The sequence below is a fragment of the Aidingimonas halophila genome (genome assembly GCF_900106955.1).
In the GTDB taxonomy this organism is placed as follows: domain Bacteria; phylum Pseudomonadota; class Gammaproteobacteria; order Pseudomonadales; family Halomonadaceae; genus Aidingimonas; species Aidingimonas halophila.
In genome coordinates this window covers 202,589-216,232 of sequence record NZ_FNNI01000002.1, presented here as the reverse complement: position 1 = coordinate 216,232, position 13,644 = coordinate 202,589, and the positions used below count along the sequence as shown (strand labels likewise).

10 protein-coding genes and 5 tRNA genes are annotated in these 13,644 nt (G+C 56.5%); 11 read left to right on the top strand and 4 right to left on the bottom strand.

Annotation, left to right across the window (positions count from 1 at the left end; translation table 11 throughout):
• Nucleotides 1-3: 3 nt before the first annotated feature.
• From BLW01_RS04350 to BLW01_RS04340, 3 genes are all read right to left on the bottom strand, one after another.
• Nucleotides 4-519 carry a hypothetical protein gene (locus BLW01_RS04350; RefSeq protein ID WP_092568281.1) on the bottom strand — a complete coding sequence of 172 codons (516 nt, stop codon included), beginning with the start codon at nt 517-519 and terminating at the stop codon, nt 4-6.
• 98 nt (nt 520-617) lie between these two features.
• The gene (locus tag BLW01_RS04345; RefSeq protein ID WP_092568280.1) at nt 618-2,414 is read right to left on the bottom strand and encodes a sodium:solute symporter family protein; all 1,797 of its coding nucleotides are present in this window, start codon (nt 2,412-2,414) and stop codon (nt 618-620) included.
• Between the two features lie 6 nt (nt 2,415-2,420).
• Nucleotides 2,421-2,681 carry a DUF4212 domain-containing protein gene (locus BLW01_RS04340; protein WP_092568279.1) on the bottom strand — a complete coding sequence of 87 codons (261 nt, stop codon included), beginning with the start codon at nt 2,679-2,681 and terminating at the stop codon, nt 2,421-2,423.
• 558 nt (nt 2,682-3,239) lie between these two features.
• Between BLW01_RS04340 and BLW01_RS04335 the strand changes: the two genes are divergently transcribed.
• The 3 genes from BLW01_RS04335 to ttcA all read left to right on the top strand — a co-directional run bounded on the left by BLW01_RS04335 (nt 3,240) and on the right by ttcA (nt 6,657).
• Complete coding sequence (locus BLW01_RS04335; protein ID WP_092568278.1) at nt 3,240-5,057, top strand: DUF294 nucleotidyltransferase-like domain-containing protein; 1,818 nt, start codon at nt 3,240-3,242, stop codon at nt 5,055-5,057.
• Between the two features lie 25 nt (nt 5,058-5,082).
• Nucleotides 5,083-5,700 (top strand): 3'-5' exonuclease, encoded by a 618-nt coding sequence (locus BLW01_RS04330; RefSeq protein WP_092568277.1) that lies wholly within the window; start codon nt 5,083-5,085, stop codon nt 5,698-5,700.
• A 63-nt stretch (nt 5,701-5,763) separates the two neighbouring features.
• On the top strand, nt 5,764-6,657 hold the full coding sequence (gene ttcA, locus BLW01_RS04325; protein WP_229806373.1) for a tRNA 2-thiocytidine(32) synthetase TtcA: 894 nt from the start codon (nt 5,764-5,766) through the stop codon (nt 6,655-6,657).
• A gap of 63 nt (nt 6,658-6,720) precedes the next feature.
• Here ttcA and fnr read toward each other — a convergent pair whose 3' ends face one another.
• Nucleotides 6,721-7,461 carry a fumarate/nitrate reduction transcriptional regulator Fnr gene (gene fnr, locus BLW01_RS04320; protein ID WP_092568275.1) on the bottom strand — a complete coding sequence of 247 codons (741 nt, stop codon included), beginning with the start codon at nt 7,459-7,461 and terminating at the stop codon, nt 6,721-6,723.
• Between the two features lie 135 nt (nt 7,462-7,596).
• Here fnr and BLW01_RS04315 point away from each other — a divergent pair.
• The 8 genes from BLW01_RS04315 to BLW01_RS04280 all read left to right on the top strand — a co-directional run bounded on the left by BLW01_RS04315 (nt 7,597) and on the right by BLW01_RS04280 (nt 13,625).
• Nucleotides 7,597-7,672: transfer RNA gene (locus tag BLW01_RS04315), tRNA-Val, on the top strand.
• 36 nt (nt 7,673-7,708) lie between these two features.
• A tRNA-Asp gene (locus BLW01_RS04310) sits at nt 7,709-7,785 on the top strand.
• A 53-nt stretch (nt 7,786-7,838) separates the two neighbouring features.
• Nucleotides 7,839-7,915, top strand: a tRNA-Asp gene (locus BLW01_RS04305).
• 39 nt (nt 7,916-7,954) lie between these two features.
• Nucleotides 7,955-8,031: transfer RNA gene (locus tag BLW01_RS04300), tRNA-Val, on the top strand.
• A gap of 3 nt (nt 8,032-8,034) precedes the next feature.
• Nucleotides 8,035-8,111, top strand: a tRNA-Asp gene (locus BLW01_RS04295).
• Between the two features lie 166 nt (nt 8,112-8,277).
• Nucleotides 8,278-10,290: an NADPH-dependent 2,4-dienoyl-CoA reductase gene (locus BLW01_RS04290; RefSeq protein ID WP_092568274.1), complete on the top strand. Its 2,013-nt coding sequence runs from the start codon at nt 8,278-8,280 to the stop codon at nt 10,288-10,290.
• Between the two features lie 138 nt (nt 10,291-10,428).
• Nucleotides 10,429-11,478: a threonine aldolase family protein gene (locus BLW01_RS04285; RefSeq protein WP_092568273.1), complete on the top strand. Its 1,050-nt coding sequence runs from the start codon at nt 10,429-10,431 to the stop codon at nt 11,476-11,478.
• A gap of 224 nt (nt 11,479-11,702) precedes the next feature.
• On the top strand, nt 11,703-13,625 hold the full coding sequence (locus BLW01_RS04280) for a PrkA family serine protein kinase (protein ID WP_092568272.1): 1,923 nt from the start codon (nt 11,703-11,705) through the stop codon (nt 13,623-13,625).
• The last annotated feature ends 19 nt before the right edge of the window (nt 13,626-13,644 follow it).

Here is a 13,644-nt window from a genome sequence, read left to right as displayed (position 1 = left end):
TTGTCAGGATGACGGGCAGACCGCTTGGTAAAGTTGGCTTGATGTACTGATACGCCGAAGCTCGACATCCTGCCGTTGCTCGAATTCTTCGGTGAGCGGAACGATCTCCTCGGCGGAGCAGTTGAGCAGATAGGCTTGGTGAGACACTTGATCGGTCGGCTGTTTCTCGAAGCGATAGAGGATGAATTCCACGACTCGCTCGTCTTCTGTTTCGTTTGTCGACAGGTTGTCATGATCCACGACGGTAAATGCCGTGGTCATGGGGAACAGGTACGTCCAGGGACGCCAGAAGGTGGCTTCCTGTTCGGTGGAAATAACCTGGGCCGAGTCTGGTAGCTGCATTTCCTTGTGGCTGTACCAGGTGTATTCGTGATGAACCTGGTAGCTCAGCATGCCCGCACCGGCAAAGGCGGGAATGATCCAGCGTGGCAGGCGTTTGCCACTGATGACACGTAACAATAATGCAATACCGGCTGCTGCTAATCCGGCAAACATGGCGGCAATCAAATGCCATATCATAAATTAGCCTTCCCGAAAGCCATCGGGCTTCCCGCAGGAAGCCCGATGGGGTTGTGATTCCATTCCCCGGTGGGGAGTCGAGCGGAATCGATTATGACTCAGTGAGCGGTCGCAGCACCAGCACCCTTGGGAGAGCGTACGCTTTCCACCAGATCCTGGATCTCCTGCGGCGGTTCTTCCGTGGCATTGGAGACCAGGAAGGCCACGGTGAAATTGATGACTGCACCCACGGCACCGAAGGAGAGCGGGGAAATACCCAGCATCCAGTGCTCCGGCGTATTGGGCAGCATGTTGGTCTCCGGAACAAAGAACCAGCCCAAGTAGGTGAAAATGTACAACAAGGTGGCGAGAAGGCCTGCCAGCATACCGGCGACGGCACCTTTGTTGTTCACCCGCTTGGAGAAGATCCCCATCATCAGTGCCGGGAAGAGCGATGCACCGGCGATGCCGAAGGCCAAGGCGACCGTTTGTGCTGCGAAGCCGGGGGGATTCAGCCCGAGATAGGTCGCCACCAGGATCGAACCGGCCATGGATATCCGTGCCGCCAGCATCTCCCCTTTCTCGGTGATATTGGGGTTGATCATGTTACGGATCAGATCGTGACTGATCGCAGAAGAGATGGCCAGCAATAGCCCCGCAGCGGTGGAGAGTGCTGCTGCTATGCCGCCGGCAGCGATCAAGCCGATGACCCAGCCTGGCAAGTTGGCGATTTCCGGATTGGCCAGAACGAGGATGTCGTTGTTGACGTCAAGTTCGCTACCTTCCCAGCCGCGTTCCTCTTCGGTGTCGGCAAAGTCCTCATTGCCATCGTTGTACAACTGAATGCGTCCATCGTCGTTCTTGTCCTCGAACTCGATGAGTCCGGTATCCTCCCAGGTACGGATCCAGTCAGGGCGTTCTTCGTAGCGAATCGGGTCGCTGGCCGCCTCTTCATAGTTTTCCACCTGACCACTCATTTCCGGGTAGATGGTCGTCATCAGATTCAGGCGGGCCATGGACCCGACGGCCGGCGCCGTGACGTAGAGCAGGGCGATGAACACGAGTGCCCAACCGGCTGACCAGCGTGCATCTGCCACCCTTGGTACGGTGAAGAAACGGATGATGACGTGAGGCAGACCGGCAGTACCGACCATCAACGACAGTGTGAACAATGTCATGTTCAGCTTGTTGTCGACGTCGGCCGTGTAATCCTGGAAGCCGAGCGCATTCACTACATCGTCGAGTTTCTGCAGCAACGGTACACCGGATTCCGTGTGGGTACTGAACATCCCGAACATGGGAATCGGGTTATTGGTCAGTTGTAGAGAGATGAATACCGCCGGAATGGTATAGGCAATGATCAAGACGATGTACTGAGCCACCTGGGTATAGGTGATCCCCTTCATGCCGCCGAATACGGCATAGAGGAAGACGATAGCGGCGGCGATCCAGATGCCAAGCGTATTGGGCACTTCCAGGAAGCGCGAGAAGGCGACGCCGGCACCGGTCATCTGCCCGATGACATAGGTGACGGAAGCCACCACAAGGCAGACTACAGCGACAAGTCGTGCCGAGTTACTGTAGAAGCGGTCGCCGATGAAATCCGGGACCGTGAACTTGCCGAACTTGCGCAGATAGGGTGCTAGCAGCATGGCCAGTATGACGTAGCCACCGGTCCATCCCATCAGGAAAGTCGAGTTGGCATAGCCGCCGGAAGCCAGCAGGCCGGCCATGGAAATGAATGAGGCGGCGGACATCCAGTCGGCAGCAGTTGCCATGCCGTTAGTGACTGGGTGCACGCCGCCGCCGGCAATATAGAAGTCTTTGGTCGATCCGGCGCGTGACCATATGGCGATCCCTATATACAGGGCGAAGGACGCACCGACGAATAGCAGATTGATTGCAAACTGACTCATGCTGGCTTACTCCCCGAGGCCGTATTGCTTATCCAGCCGGTTCATCTTCCATGCATAGAAGAAGATGATGCCGATGAATGTCAGGATCGATCCCTGCTGGGCAAACCAGAACCCCAGGTCCGTCCCACCTATCGGAATACCGGATAGTAGCGGCCTTAGCAGAATGGCGAAGCCATAGGAGACCAGTGCCCAGACGATCAGGCACCCGGTGATCAGGCGGATATTCGCCTTCCAGTAAGCGTCGGCATTGGACTTGTCATCAGCCATGGTGTCGCTCTCCATTCGTGTTTCGAGTTTTTAGGTCGTAGTGAGAGTTGGTGATGGTTTGATAAGGCAATAGCATCTATAGAACACGTTTCGACACACAGTCAGTGATACGAAGGTATTGCACCTAATTGTTAGGTATAGACTATCGTCTATATGTTTACCTTTCACGGTTTACCCTGCATGCGACAAGCTGAATAGTGGTCAATGTCCGGGAAAAAATAAATCCCATACTTTGGTATCACTTCATGTGAGTTTTAATATTTGTAATTAATTAAATCATTAAAATCAATTAGATAATATAGTTTTTTCTGGTTGGTATGTGCTGACTTTTTATCGATATGGGACCATTGTCTATCTCTAGTTAGACGATCGTTGTGGGGGGATTGGTTAAAGTATAGAACGATCGTCTATGTATGATTGCTAGCTGCCTCTTTGCTACTCTTGTTCCTTACTAGGCGCCGGTATTTACATGTGTCTATCCTGAAAGCGTCCTGCCAATACCTGGGGTGGTGTAGCAGTGGGATGGCGCCGGGACAGGCGTATAACGAGGGCACCATCATGGTCGATATCGATCTCTCGCAGCCGCCCTTTACCTTGCTGGACGAGCCGGGACGTGAAAGGGTGCGTAGTGGGGTCGATCTGGCTTACTTCGACACCGAAGAAATCATCCTTGATGCGGGGCAGCCCGGTGAATTCGTGTACGTGATTCACAAGGGCGAAGTCGCTGAACTGGATATCTCGATGCCGCGATCACAAGCCCGCATTGGTCACTACACGGCGGGGGATCTGTTCGGTGCCATCAGCATTCTCAACGGCTCGAGCCGGTATCGCTTTCAAGCCGATCAGGAAAGCCTCTGCTATTTACTGCCCAAGGCGCTGTTCGAGCAGTTATGCGAGTCGTATCCGGCGTTTGCTGAGTTCTTTCGTCAGCGCTTGTCCGATAAAGCCCGCCTCTTGACCGAGCATCGTGCCCAAGGTGGGGTGACCATGGCCGGCTTTATGTTGGCCAGTGTCAGTGAGTGTATGCGTGACCCTCTGGTGGTGTCGGCGGGAACGAGTATTGCCCAAGCTGTCGCGTCGCTGAACGACAGTCAGGCAGATAGTCTGCTGGTAGGCGACAGTCAGCGGTTCGGCATGGTGACCAAAACCGACCTGCTCAACGCGCTGGTGGTTGATGGTCTGGCTCAGGACGCTCCCGCGCTGACGATCGCGCATTTCGAGTTGGTCAGCGTGAGGCCTGAGCAGTACCTCTTTGAAGCCTTGGTCGATATGACCCGTCATAAAGTGTCACGCGTCGTGGTCATGGAAGCCGGCAAGCCCATCGGGGTCGTCGAGCTGATGGACGTACTGAGTTACTTCTCGAGTCGCAGTTATGTCGTCAGCCTGCAGGTTGAGCAGGCGACGAGCCTCGATGAGTTGGCTCGAGCGAGTGCGAGAACGCCGGAACTGGTGCAGGCGTTGATGGCGCAGGGCGTCAAGCTGCGTTTTGCAATGGGGCTGCTCGGCGCACTCAATGGACGGATCATGGCCAAGGCCTGGCGCTTTCTCGTCGACGATCCGTACCGGGATCGTTGCTGCTTGATGGTGATGGGGAGCGAAGGTCGGGGAGAGCAGATTCTCAAGACCGACCAGGACAATGCCCTCATCCTGCCTGACGACCTGGAGTGGCCCGATGTCAGTGGACGTATGGGCGAGTTCACCGACGCATTGATTCGTATGGGCTACCCCCCTTGTCCGGGCAATATCATGGTATCCAACCCGGAGTGGCGAGGGACATTGAGCGAGTGGTTGCAGCGTCTGGATCGCTGGGTCGAACGTCGTGACGGGGACAGTCTGATGAACCTCGCCATTTTACTGGATGCGCATGCCGTCAGTGGCGATTCACGGCTGCTTCAGTCGCTGCGGGAGGCGATGTTCTCACGCTGCTCGGGCAATGAGTTGCTGTTGACCTATTTTGCCCGTGCCGCGCTGCGATTTTCTACGCCGCTGACATTATTCGGGACACTGAAGAAACCCCAGCACGGCATCGACATCAAGAAAGGGGGCATATTTCCCATCGTTCATGGCGTTCGCACCCTGGCCCTGGAGCGCAGTATTCAACCGACATCGACTCTGGAACGACTGGATGCATTGGTCGAAGACGGTCGACTGGAGGCGCGTTTTGCCGAAGATCTGGGGGAGTCGTTATCGCTGTTCATGGAGTTGCGGCTTCGCCAGCAACTCGAGCGGCTTCACGATACCGAGCCCGGCAAGCAGGACAGCCGACTGGTCGTGCAGCAACTCTCCTCATTGGAGCGGGATCTGTTACGTGAAGCCTTGCATATGGTCAAGGATTTCAAACAACGATTATCTCATCGGTTCCACCTGGAATATTGATAGAGAGTGACGAGGAGTCAGTAGGATGCTGAGAACGCTACGACGCGCCGCTGATCGTCGCCGTCAGGCGGGGGGAGATTATGGATGGCTGTTCAATCCCTATACCGGGGACGAACTGGTGGCCATCGACTGTGAAACGACCGGCCTCGATCCCCGTCGTGCCGAGCTTGTTTCGATCGCGGCGGTCACGGTGCGTGGTGAGCGTGTCATAACCAGTGAATCTCTGGACCTGCGGTTGCAATGTCCGACGAGCCTCGACGGGGATTCGATACGTATTCACGGTCTCCGGGGTGTCGATCTCGATGGCGGCGAAAGCGTGGGGGACGCGCTTGCCAGATTACTTGACTTCATCGGTAATCGGCCGTTGCTCGGCTGGTGTATCGACTATGATGTCACCGTCATCAATCGTCAATTGCGCCCCCGGTTCGGGTTCGATCTTCCCAATGCGCTGATCGATATTTCGCATCGATATGCCCGTGAGTTGCGCCGCAAGCACCCCGATATCGATCCTGATCGGGGGTTCGAGTCGATGGCGCGCATGCTGGATGTGCCGGTAATGGGGCGCCATACCGCGCTGGGGGATGCCGTGACGACGGCCCTGATGTACTTGCGCCTGCAGCGGCGAGCGCTGGATGTCGGCTGATAGCTGACGGCTCGGGGTTGCAGTGGTAGCATGTGGCTCCATTTCGATAGTGATGCTGTGAGCATGTCCGAGACGATCTCAGCGGAGGCTTCCGCGCAGGCCTCCGGCGCAGCCAAGCAGAAGCGGGAATTCAACAAGCTGCAAAAGCGCCTGCGTCGCCAGGTGGGTAATGCCGTGATCGATTACGGCATGATCCAGGAGGGTGACAAGGTCATGGTGTGTCTGTCCGGCGGGAAAGACTCCTACACCATGCTGGAGATTCTGCGCAGCCTTCAGCGTAATGCGCCTGTGTCATTCTCGTTGGTTGCGGTCAATCTCGACCAGAAGCAGCCGGGCTTCCCCGAGCACGTGTTGCCCGAATATCTCGACGGTATCGGTGTCGATTACCATATCCTCGAACGCGATACTTACTCGGTCGTCAAGGAGAAAACGCCCGAAGGCAAGACGACCTGTGCGCTATGTTCGCGCTTGCGGCGGGGGTCTTTGTACGGTTTCGCTGAAGACATCGGTGCGACCAAGGTGGCGTTGGGCCATCATCGCGAAGATATTCTCGAGACGCTGTTTCTCAACATGTTCTTTGGCGGTACGCTCAAGTCCATGCCCCCGAAGCTGCTTTCCGACGATGGCAAAAACATTGTCATACGCCCGCTGGCTTATTGCCGGGAAGCGGACATTGCCGAATTCGCCCGGCAGATGCAGTTTCCGATCATTCCCTGCAACCTTTGCGGCTCGCAACCCAATCTGCAGCGTCAACAGGTCAAGGAGATGCTGGCTGAATGGGAGGCCAGGCATCCCGGGCGGCTGGAGTCGATGTTCAAAGCGGTGACGAATGTTGCTCCCTCGCAACTGGCGGACCGTGATCTATTCGATTTCGAAGGACTGGAAGCCAAGCAGAAGCATTTACGCCAGACGCGTATCGAGGCACTCGATCTCGGCGCAGAGTTGGATACCGATTGATAAGAGACGGAGTGGCACTCGCTTCTTCCGTCTAGTGTATCCCCGCAGCTGAGCTTCCCTTCGTCAGGGGGCGTCCTCTCCTTCCGCTAATCGCTCCAGCGCACTCATGTCGAGAATGTTGATCTCTCGTCCGGAGGTTGCCACCAGCCCTTGCTGTTGCAGTCGTCCAAGCACACGACTGACCGTTTCGATGGCCAAGCCAAGATAATTGCCGATATCGCTGCGTGACATGGAAAGACGGAAGCTGTAAGGCGAATAGCCTCGGCGTCGGAAACGTGCGGAGAGACTGATCAAAAAGCTGGCCAGTTTTTCATCGGCGGTCTTGCTCGACAGCAACCGTAGCATGCGGCGGTCGTCACGTAGCTCCTTGCTCATGCTGCGGTACAATTGGGTGCGTAGTTCGGGCAACTGCTGGGCCAGAGCATCGAGTTTGTTGAAGGGGATCTCGCAGATCGTCGTGGTTTCGAGAGCATGTACCCGACCTGGGTAGATGCCCTCGTCGATGGCGTCGAGCCCGATCAGCTCGCTGGGTAGATAGAAATTGGAAACCTGCTCTTCGCCCTTTTCGTTGACCACCTGTTTCAGACTGCCCGAGCGGACTGCGAACACACTATTGAAGGGAGTGCCCTGGTGGATCAGGACCTCGCCTTTTTTCAAGGGAGCGTGGCGCTGAATGATGGCATCGAATTGATCCATGTCAGGCATTTCGAGTGCCAGGGGCAGGCACAGAGAACTGAGACTGCATGTCCTGCACCGGGTTTCGTTCATGCGGCGGTAACGAGGTTCGCGAACCGTGGTGGTCATACATGACCTCCCTGGATGAGGGCAATTTTCCTCATTATGAAGTAGCGTTGCGGGTAGGCAAAGTGGTTCATCCGATGACATAAAAATCGTTGACTTTCCAAGGTGTGCCTGTAGAATGCAGCGCCACGTGACCAAGGGTGGTTAGCTCAGTTGGGAGAGCACCAGCCTTACAAGCTGGGGGTCACTGGTTCGAGCCCAGTACCACCCACCATCATCCTTGATGGGTTGATCACGTAGAGGATAATGCGGACCGGTAGTTCAGTTGGTTAGAATGCCGGCCTGTCACGCCGGAGGTCGCGGGTTCGAGTCCCGTCCGGTCCGCCATTCCCTCATTAGTCATCGTCTGCCGGATTGCGGTTTGTGCCGAATCCATATGCGGACCGGTAGTTCAGTTGGTTAGAATGCCGGCCTGTCACGCCGGAGGTCGCGGGTTCGAGTCCCGTCCGGTCCGCCATATGCGTCGATGTCTACCCTCCCGCATGATTTTACTGATGGGTGATTAGCTCAGTCGGTCAGAGCACCAGCCTCACATGCTGGGGGTCACTGGTTCGAGTCCAGTATCACCCACCATACGGACCGGTAGTTCAGCTGGTTAGAATGCCGGCCTGTCACGCCGGAGGTCGCGGGTTCGAGTCCCGTCCGGTCCGCCATCAAGTTTCGACCATTTCTTCTGGAACCAACCCCGCCTGACGCCAGCATTGCCGTCATTGAACGGTCTTCCGTCGTGCCTGCCATTGTGTCCAGCAGCCGATTCGCTACACTATTCATACAGTTGTTTGAATACAGGTGAGTCCTGCCGTGAAAGAGACATCGAGCGTGAGCCGCTATCCTCATGTGTTCCGCCCTGTATCACTGGGGACATTGACGCTGCCCAACCGCATTCTGATGGGGTCCATGCACACTAATCTGGAGGAGGCGCCGGACGGTTTCCAGCGACTGGCAGCGTTCTATGCCGAACGCGCCAAAGCGGGTGTCGGGTTGATCGTCACCGGAGGGATTGCCCCGAACCCGGAAGGTGCCGTTTTCCAGGGAGCCGCCAAACTGACGAATGCAGAAGAAGCGGACCGGCATCGTCCCGTGGCGACAGCAGTCCATGAGGCGGGTGGTTACATTTGTCTGCAGATTCTGCATGCGGGTCGATATGCCTACTCCCCCTCGTTGGTGGCGCCGTCACCGATTCAGGCACCAATCAATCCGTGCAAGCCGCGTGAACTCACGGCAAGGGAGGTCGAGGAGCAAATCGAGGATTACGTCAACTGTGCTTGCCTGGCCAATGACGCGGGGTATGACGGTGTCGAGGTGATGGGATCGGAGGGATATCTCATCAATCAGTTCGTATGTCCGCGCACCAACCACCGTCTTGATGCGTGGGGAGGCGATCTAGCAGGTCGTATTCGCTTTCCCGTCGAGATCGTTCGACGTATCCGCGCCGCGCTGGGGCCCGATTTTCTGATCATTTTCCGGCTTTCGATGATCGATCTGGTCGAGGAGGGGAGCACCTGGGAAGACGTGGTCACCCTCGGCAAGGCTGTCGAGACAGCAGGCGCCGATGTGATCAATACCGGTATCGGTTGGCATGAGGCTCGGGTGCCGACCATTGTCACCAGCGTACCCAGGGCAGCGTTCGCCGAGGTGTCACAACGCATGAGAACCGAGTTGACGATCCCATTGATCACGACCAACCGGATCAATATGCCGGCAGTGGCTGAGCGGATACTGGCCGAGGGAGCTGCGGACATGGTCTCGATGGCACGCCCCTTTCTGGCGGATCCGGAATGGGTTCGCAAAGCGGCAGAAGATCGTGCCTCGGAAATCAACACCTGTATCGCCTGTAATCAGGCCTGCCTGGACCATACGTTCCAGGGACGGTTGACCTCTTGCCTGGTCAATCCCCGTGCCTGCCACGAAACGGAGATCGAATTGACGGCGGCCGGTATGCCTCGGGATGTGGCCGTGGTTGGCGCGGGCCCCGCCGGACTGGCTGCTGCGGTGACGGCTGCAAAGCGGGGACACCGGGTGACGCTGTTCGAGCGTCACGCTGAGGTGGGTGGCCAATTCAACTATGCGCGCCGCATTCCAGGCAAGGAGGAGTTCGACGAGACGCTACGCTACTATCGAACGATGCTCGACAAATATGGCGTACGTGTATTGCTTCAGTGCGATGTCGATCCACAGACTCTCCAAGACTTCGATACAGTAATACTGGCCACCGGTGTGCGCCCACGGCCATTGGCATTGCCGGGTAGCGACCATCCGAGTGTCATGTCTTATGCTTCGGCCATTCTCCATCCGGAACGGGTCGGGTCACGTGTTGCCATCATAGGTGCTGGCGGTATCGGCTTCGATGTGGCCGAACTGTTGACCCACACAGAGCGACCTGCCTTGGATTCTCGGGCCTGGTGCGATGAGTGGGGCGTGGATCTCAGCGTGCGGCGGCCGGGTGGCCTCAAGGCGCCGACACGCCCTGTCTCGCCTCGCCGGGTGTTTCTGTTACAACGCAAGACCAGCAAGCTTGGCAAGGGGTTGGGGACGACGACTGGCTGGGTCCATCGGCTATCGCTTCGTCATCGAGGGGTCGAGATGCTGGCGGGATGTGAATACCGCTGCATCGATGATGAGGGCCTTCACCTCCGGGTCGATGGTGAGCCCCGTGTGCTGGCAGTCGATAGCATCGTGACCTGTGTCGGCCAGGAGTCGGTCCAGGATCTGTATGACCCGCTCTCTGCCATCGGTATCGACGTGCACCTCATCGGCGGGGCCCAGAAAGCGGCGGAACTCGATGCCAAACGTGCCATTGATCAGGGCACACGCCTGGCAGCTAGGCTATGACTCCAGGTCGTTCGGGGGGTGTGCTGGACGTTGCGAGTGTTAGACTTGAAGCAAGCGCGTGATCCGTGCTCTTCATGGGCATGCGATGGCACCCGGTCGCAGCCTGTCAATAACGACTCATGTAAGGATACTCTCACCATGCGATCCGACTGTACCCCTCGCTTTCTTGCCAGCGACAACACCTCCGGTATCTGTCCTGAGGCGCTGGAATCGCTGCTCGAGGCCAATCGTTGTGATGACCTGGCCTACGGCAATGATACCTGGACCGACAAGGTGGCGGATCGTTTCAGGGAATTGTTCGATTACGATTGTGAGGTGTTTTTCGTATTCAACGGTACGGCGGCCAATTCACTGGCACTCGCCGCCATGGGACGTAGCTATCACAGTGTCATCTGTCATGAGTTGGCGCACATCGAGACGGATGAATGTGGCGGCCCGGAGTTCTTTTCCAATGGTGCCAAGCTGCTGACCAGCTCAGGCGATCATGGCAAGCTGACGCCCGAAGGGATCGAACAGCTGGTCATCAAGCGCAGCGACATCCATTACCCGAAGCCGCGTGTGGTATCGCTGACACAGGCGACTGAAGTCGGGACGCTCTACGACCGTGAAGAATTGCTCGCGATCCGGGCGATGGCCGACAAATACGACTTGCGTGTCCATATGGACGGTGCTCGTTTTGCCAATGCGTGTGCCGCTCTGGAGTTGGCTCCGGCCGAGTTGACCTGGCAGGTCGGTGTCGATGCACTGTGTTTTTCCGGTACCAAGAACGGGCTGGCAATGGGAGAAGCCATTCTGTTCTTCAACCGTGATCTCGCCGAGGACTTTGCCTGGCGGTGCAAGCAGGCTGGCCAGCTGGCCTCCAAGATGCGGTTTATTGCCGCACCCTGGTTGGGGCTGTTGGAGAGTGGAGCCTGGTTGCGCAATGCCGAGCATGCCAATGCCATGGCACGTTATCTGGCGAAAGGGTTGGCGGGTCTGCCTGGCGTTGAAACGATGTTTCCGACTCAGGCCAATAGCGTGTTCGTCAGCCTACCAACGATGGCGGTCGAATGGTTGCGTGACCGCGGCTGGACCTTCTATACCTTTATCGGCGCCGGTGGCGTGCGTTTTGTCTGTTCCTGGAATACTACCACCGAGTTGCTCGATGCCCTGATCGCCGATGTGAAAGCGGTTCTGGGCGCCTCTTGAAACGTCTGAACCGGGTGTGTGGTACGAAACGGACAAATGATTGATCATGTTTCAACGAACCCAACGCGATCATTACGTTCTCAGGAAGTAGGACGTCGTCTAATCCTTGCGTTGAAATCTCTCATCGACGGCCAGTCTCTAAATCGGTCTACGCTTATAGATAGGTCATCCCTCGTCGGCGGTGACGGCCCGAATGACCGGGGATTCGTGCTAAGGAGGCTTGAATGAGCATCTTCGACCATGTGCAGAATCGCTATGAAGAATTCCAGCAGGAAGAGATGAGCCTGCAGGAGTATCTCGAGCTGTGTCGCCGTGATCCCAGTGCGTATGCGTCGGCAGCTGAACGCATGCTGGAAGCGATCGGTGAACCGGAGGTGATCGATACCGCCAAGGACTCCCGGCTGTCACGAATCTTCTCCAACAAACTCATTCGACGGTATCCGGCGTTCTCGGAATTCTATGGTATGGAAGAGGCGATCGAGCAGATCGTGGCCTATTTTCGTCACGCGGCTCAGGGGCTGGAGGAGAAGAAACAGATTCTCTATCTCCTGGGACCGGTTGGCGGCGGCAAGTCGTCGTTGGCCGAGCGCCTCAAGCTATTGATGGAGCGTGTGCCTTTTTATGCCATCAAGGGATCGCCGGTCTATGAATCGCCGCTCGGCCTGTTCTCACCGGAAGATGATGGCGAGTTGCTGGAAAAAGAGTACGGCATTCCCCAGCGCTATCTGAAGAGTGTGATGTCACCCTGGGCGGCCAAGCGTCTCAAGGAGTACAAAGGAGATATCTCGCAATTTCGTGTCGTGAAACTGTATCCATCACGATTGAATCAGGTGGCGATTTCCAAGACCGAGCCCGGTGATGAGAATAACCAGGACATCTCGTCGTTGGTGGGCAAGGTCGATATCCGCCAACTGGAGTTGTACGCTCAGGATGATCCTGATGCATACAGCTTCTCCGGTGGGTTGTGTAAGGCCAACCAGGGCATGATGGAATTCATCGAGATGTTCAAGGCGCCCATCAAGGTGCTGCATCCGCTACTGACTGCGACCCAGGAAGGTAACTACAACCCCACCGAGGGCATGGGAGCGATTCCCTTCGATGGCATCATCCTCGCCCACTCCAATGAAAGCGAGTGGCAGACGTTCCGCAATAACCGCAATAATGAAGCGTTCCTCGATCGTGTCTATATCGTCAAGGTGCCCTATTGCCTGCGGGTGACCGAGGAGATTGCCATTTACAAGAAGCTGCTCGAACACTCCTCGCTGGCCGAAGCGCCCTGTGCACCGGATACGCTGCGGATGCTGGCCCAGTTCTCGGTGTTGTCACGGCTCAAGGAGCCCGAAAATTCCAGCATATACTCCAAGATGCGGGTCTATGATGGCGAGAACCTGAAAGATACCGATCCCAAGGCCAAGTCGATTCAGGAGTATCGTGATGCGGCTGGCGTTGATGAGGGTATGGATGGGCTCTCGACACGTTTCGCCTTCAAGATACTGTCGAAAGTATTCAACTTCGATAATACCGAGATCGCGGCCAACCCGGTGCATCTGCTGTATGTGCTGGAACAGCGACTCGAGCAGGAGCAATTGCCCAAGGAGACGTTCGAGCGCTACTTGCGCTTCATCAAGGAGTATCTGGCTCCGCGGTATGTCGATTTCATCGGCAAGGAGATTCAGACGGCTTATCTCGAGTCCTATTCCGAGTATGGTCAGAACATCTTCGATCGCTATGTCACCTATGCCGACTTCTGGATCCAGGACCAGGAATACCGGGATCCGGAGACTGGAGAATTCTTCGATCGACAGGCGCTCAACGAAGAGCTCGAGAAGATCGAGAAACCCGCCGGCATTTCCAATCCCAAGGACTTCCGACATGAGGTGGTCAACTTCGTGCTGCGTGCGCGGGCGCAGAATAATGGTATGAATCCCAGTTGGCAGTCCTACGAGAAGCTGCGTAGCGTGATCGAACAGAAGATGTTTGCCAATACCGAGGAGTTGTTGCCGGTAATCTCCTTCAATGCCAAGGCATCGCAAGCGGACAAGAAAAAGCACGAGGATTTCGTGGCTCGCATGGTGGATCGGGGGTATACCGAGAAACAGGTGCGATTGTTGTCTGAGTGGTACCTGCGTGTGCGCAAATCGCATTGATGACTTGAGCAACGCGTCA

Bases quoted from the DNA above. Each gene is read 5' to 3' on its own strand.
- BLW01_RS04330 (WP_092568277.1), top strand. From the start codon at position 5,083: ATGCTGAGAACGCTACGACGCGCCGCTGATCGTCGCCGTCAGGCGGGG.
- BLW01_RS04340 (WP_092568279.1), bottom strand. From the start codon at position 2,681: ATGGCTGATGACAAGTCCAATGCCGACGCTTACTGGAAGGCGAATATC.
- fnr (WP_092568275.1), bottom strand. From the start codon at position 7,461: ATGACCACCACGGTTCGCGAACCTCGTTACCGCCGCATGAACGAAACC.
- BLW01_RS04335 (WP_092568278.1), top strand. From the start codon at position 3,240: ATGGTCGATATCGATCTCTCGCAGCCGCCCTTTACCTTGCTGGACGAG.
- BLW01_RS04285 (WP_092568273.1), top strand. From the start codon at position 10,429: ATGCGATCCGACTGTACCCCTCGCTTTCTTGCCAGCGACAACACCTCC.
- ttcA (WP_229806373.1), top strand. From the start codon at position 5,764: ATGTCCGAGACGATCTCAGCGGAGGCTTCCGCGCAGGCCTCCGGCGCA.
- BLW01_RS04345 (WP_092568280.1), bottom strand. From the start codon at position 2,414: ATGAGTCAGTTTGCAATCAATCTGCTATTCGTCGGTGCGTCCTTCGCC.
- BLW01_RS04280 (WP_092568272.1), top strand. From the start codon at position 11,703: ATGAGCATCTTCGACCATGTGCAGAATCGCTATGAAGAATTCCAGCAG.
- BLW01_RS04350 (WP_092568281.1), bottom strand. From the start codon at position 519: ATGATATGGCATTTGATTGCCGCCATGTTTGCCGGATTAGCAGCAGCC.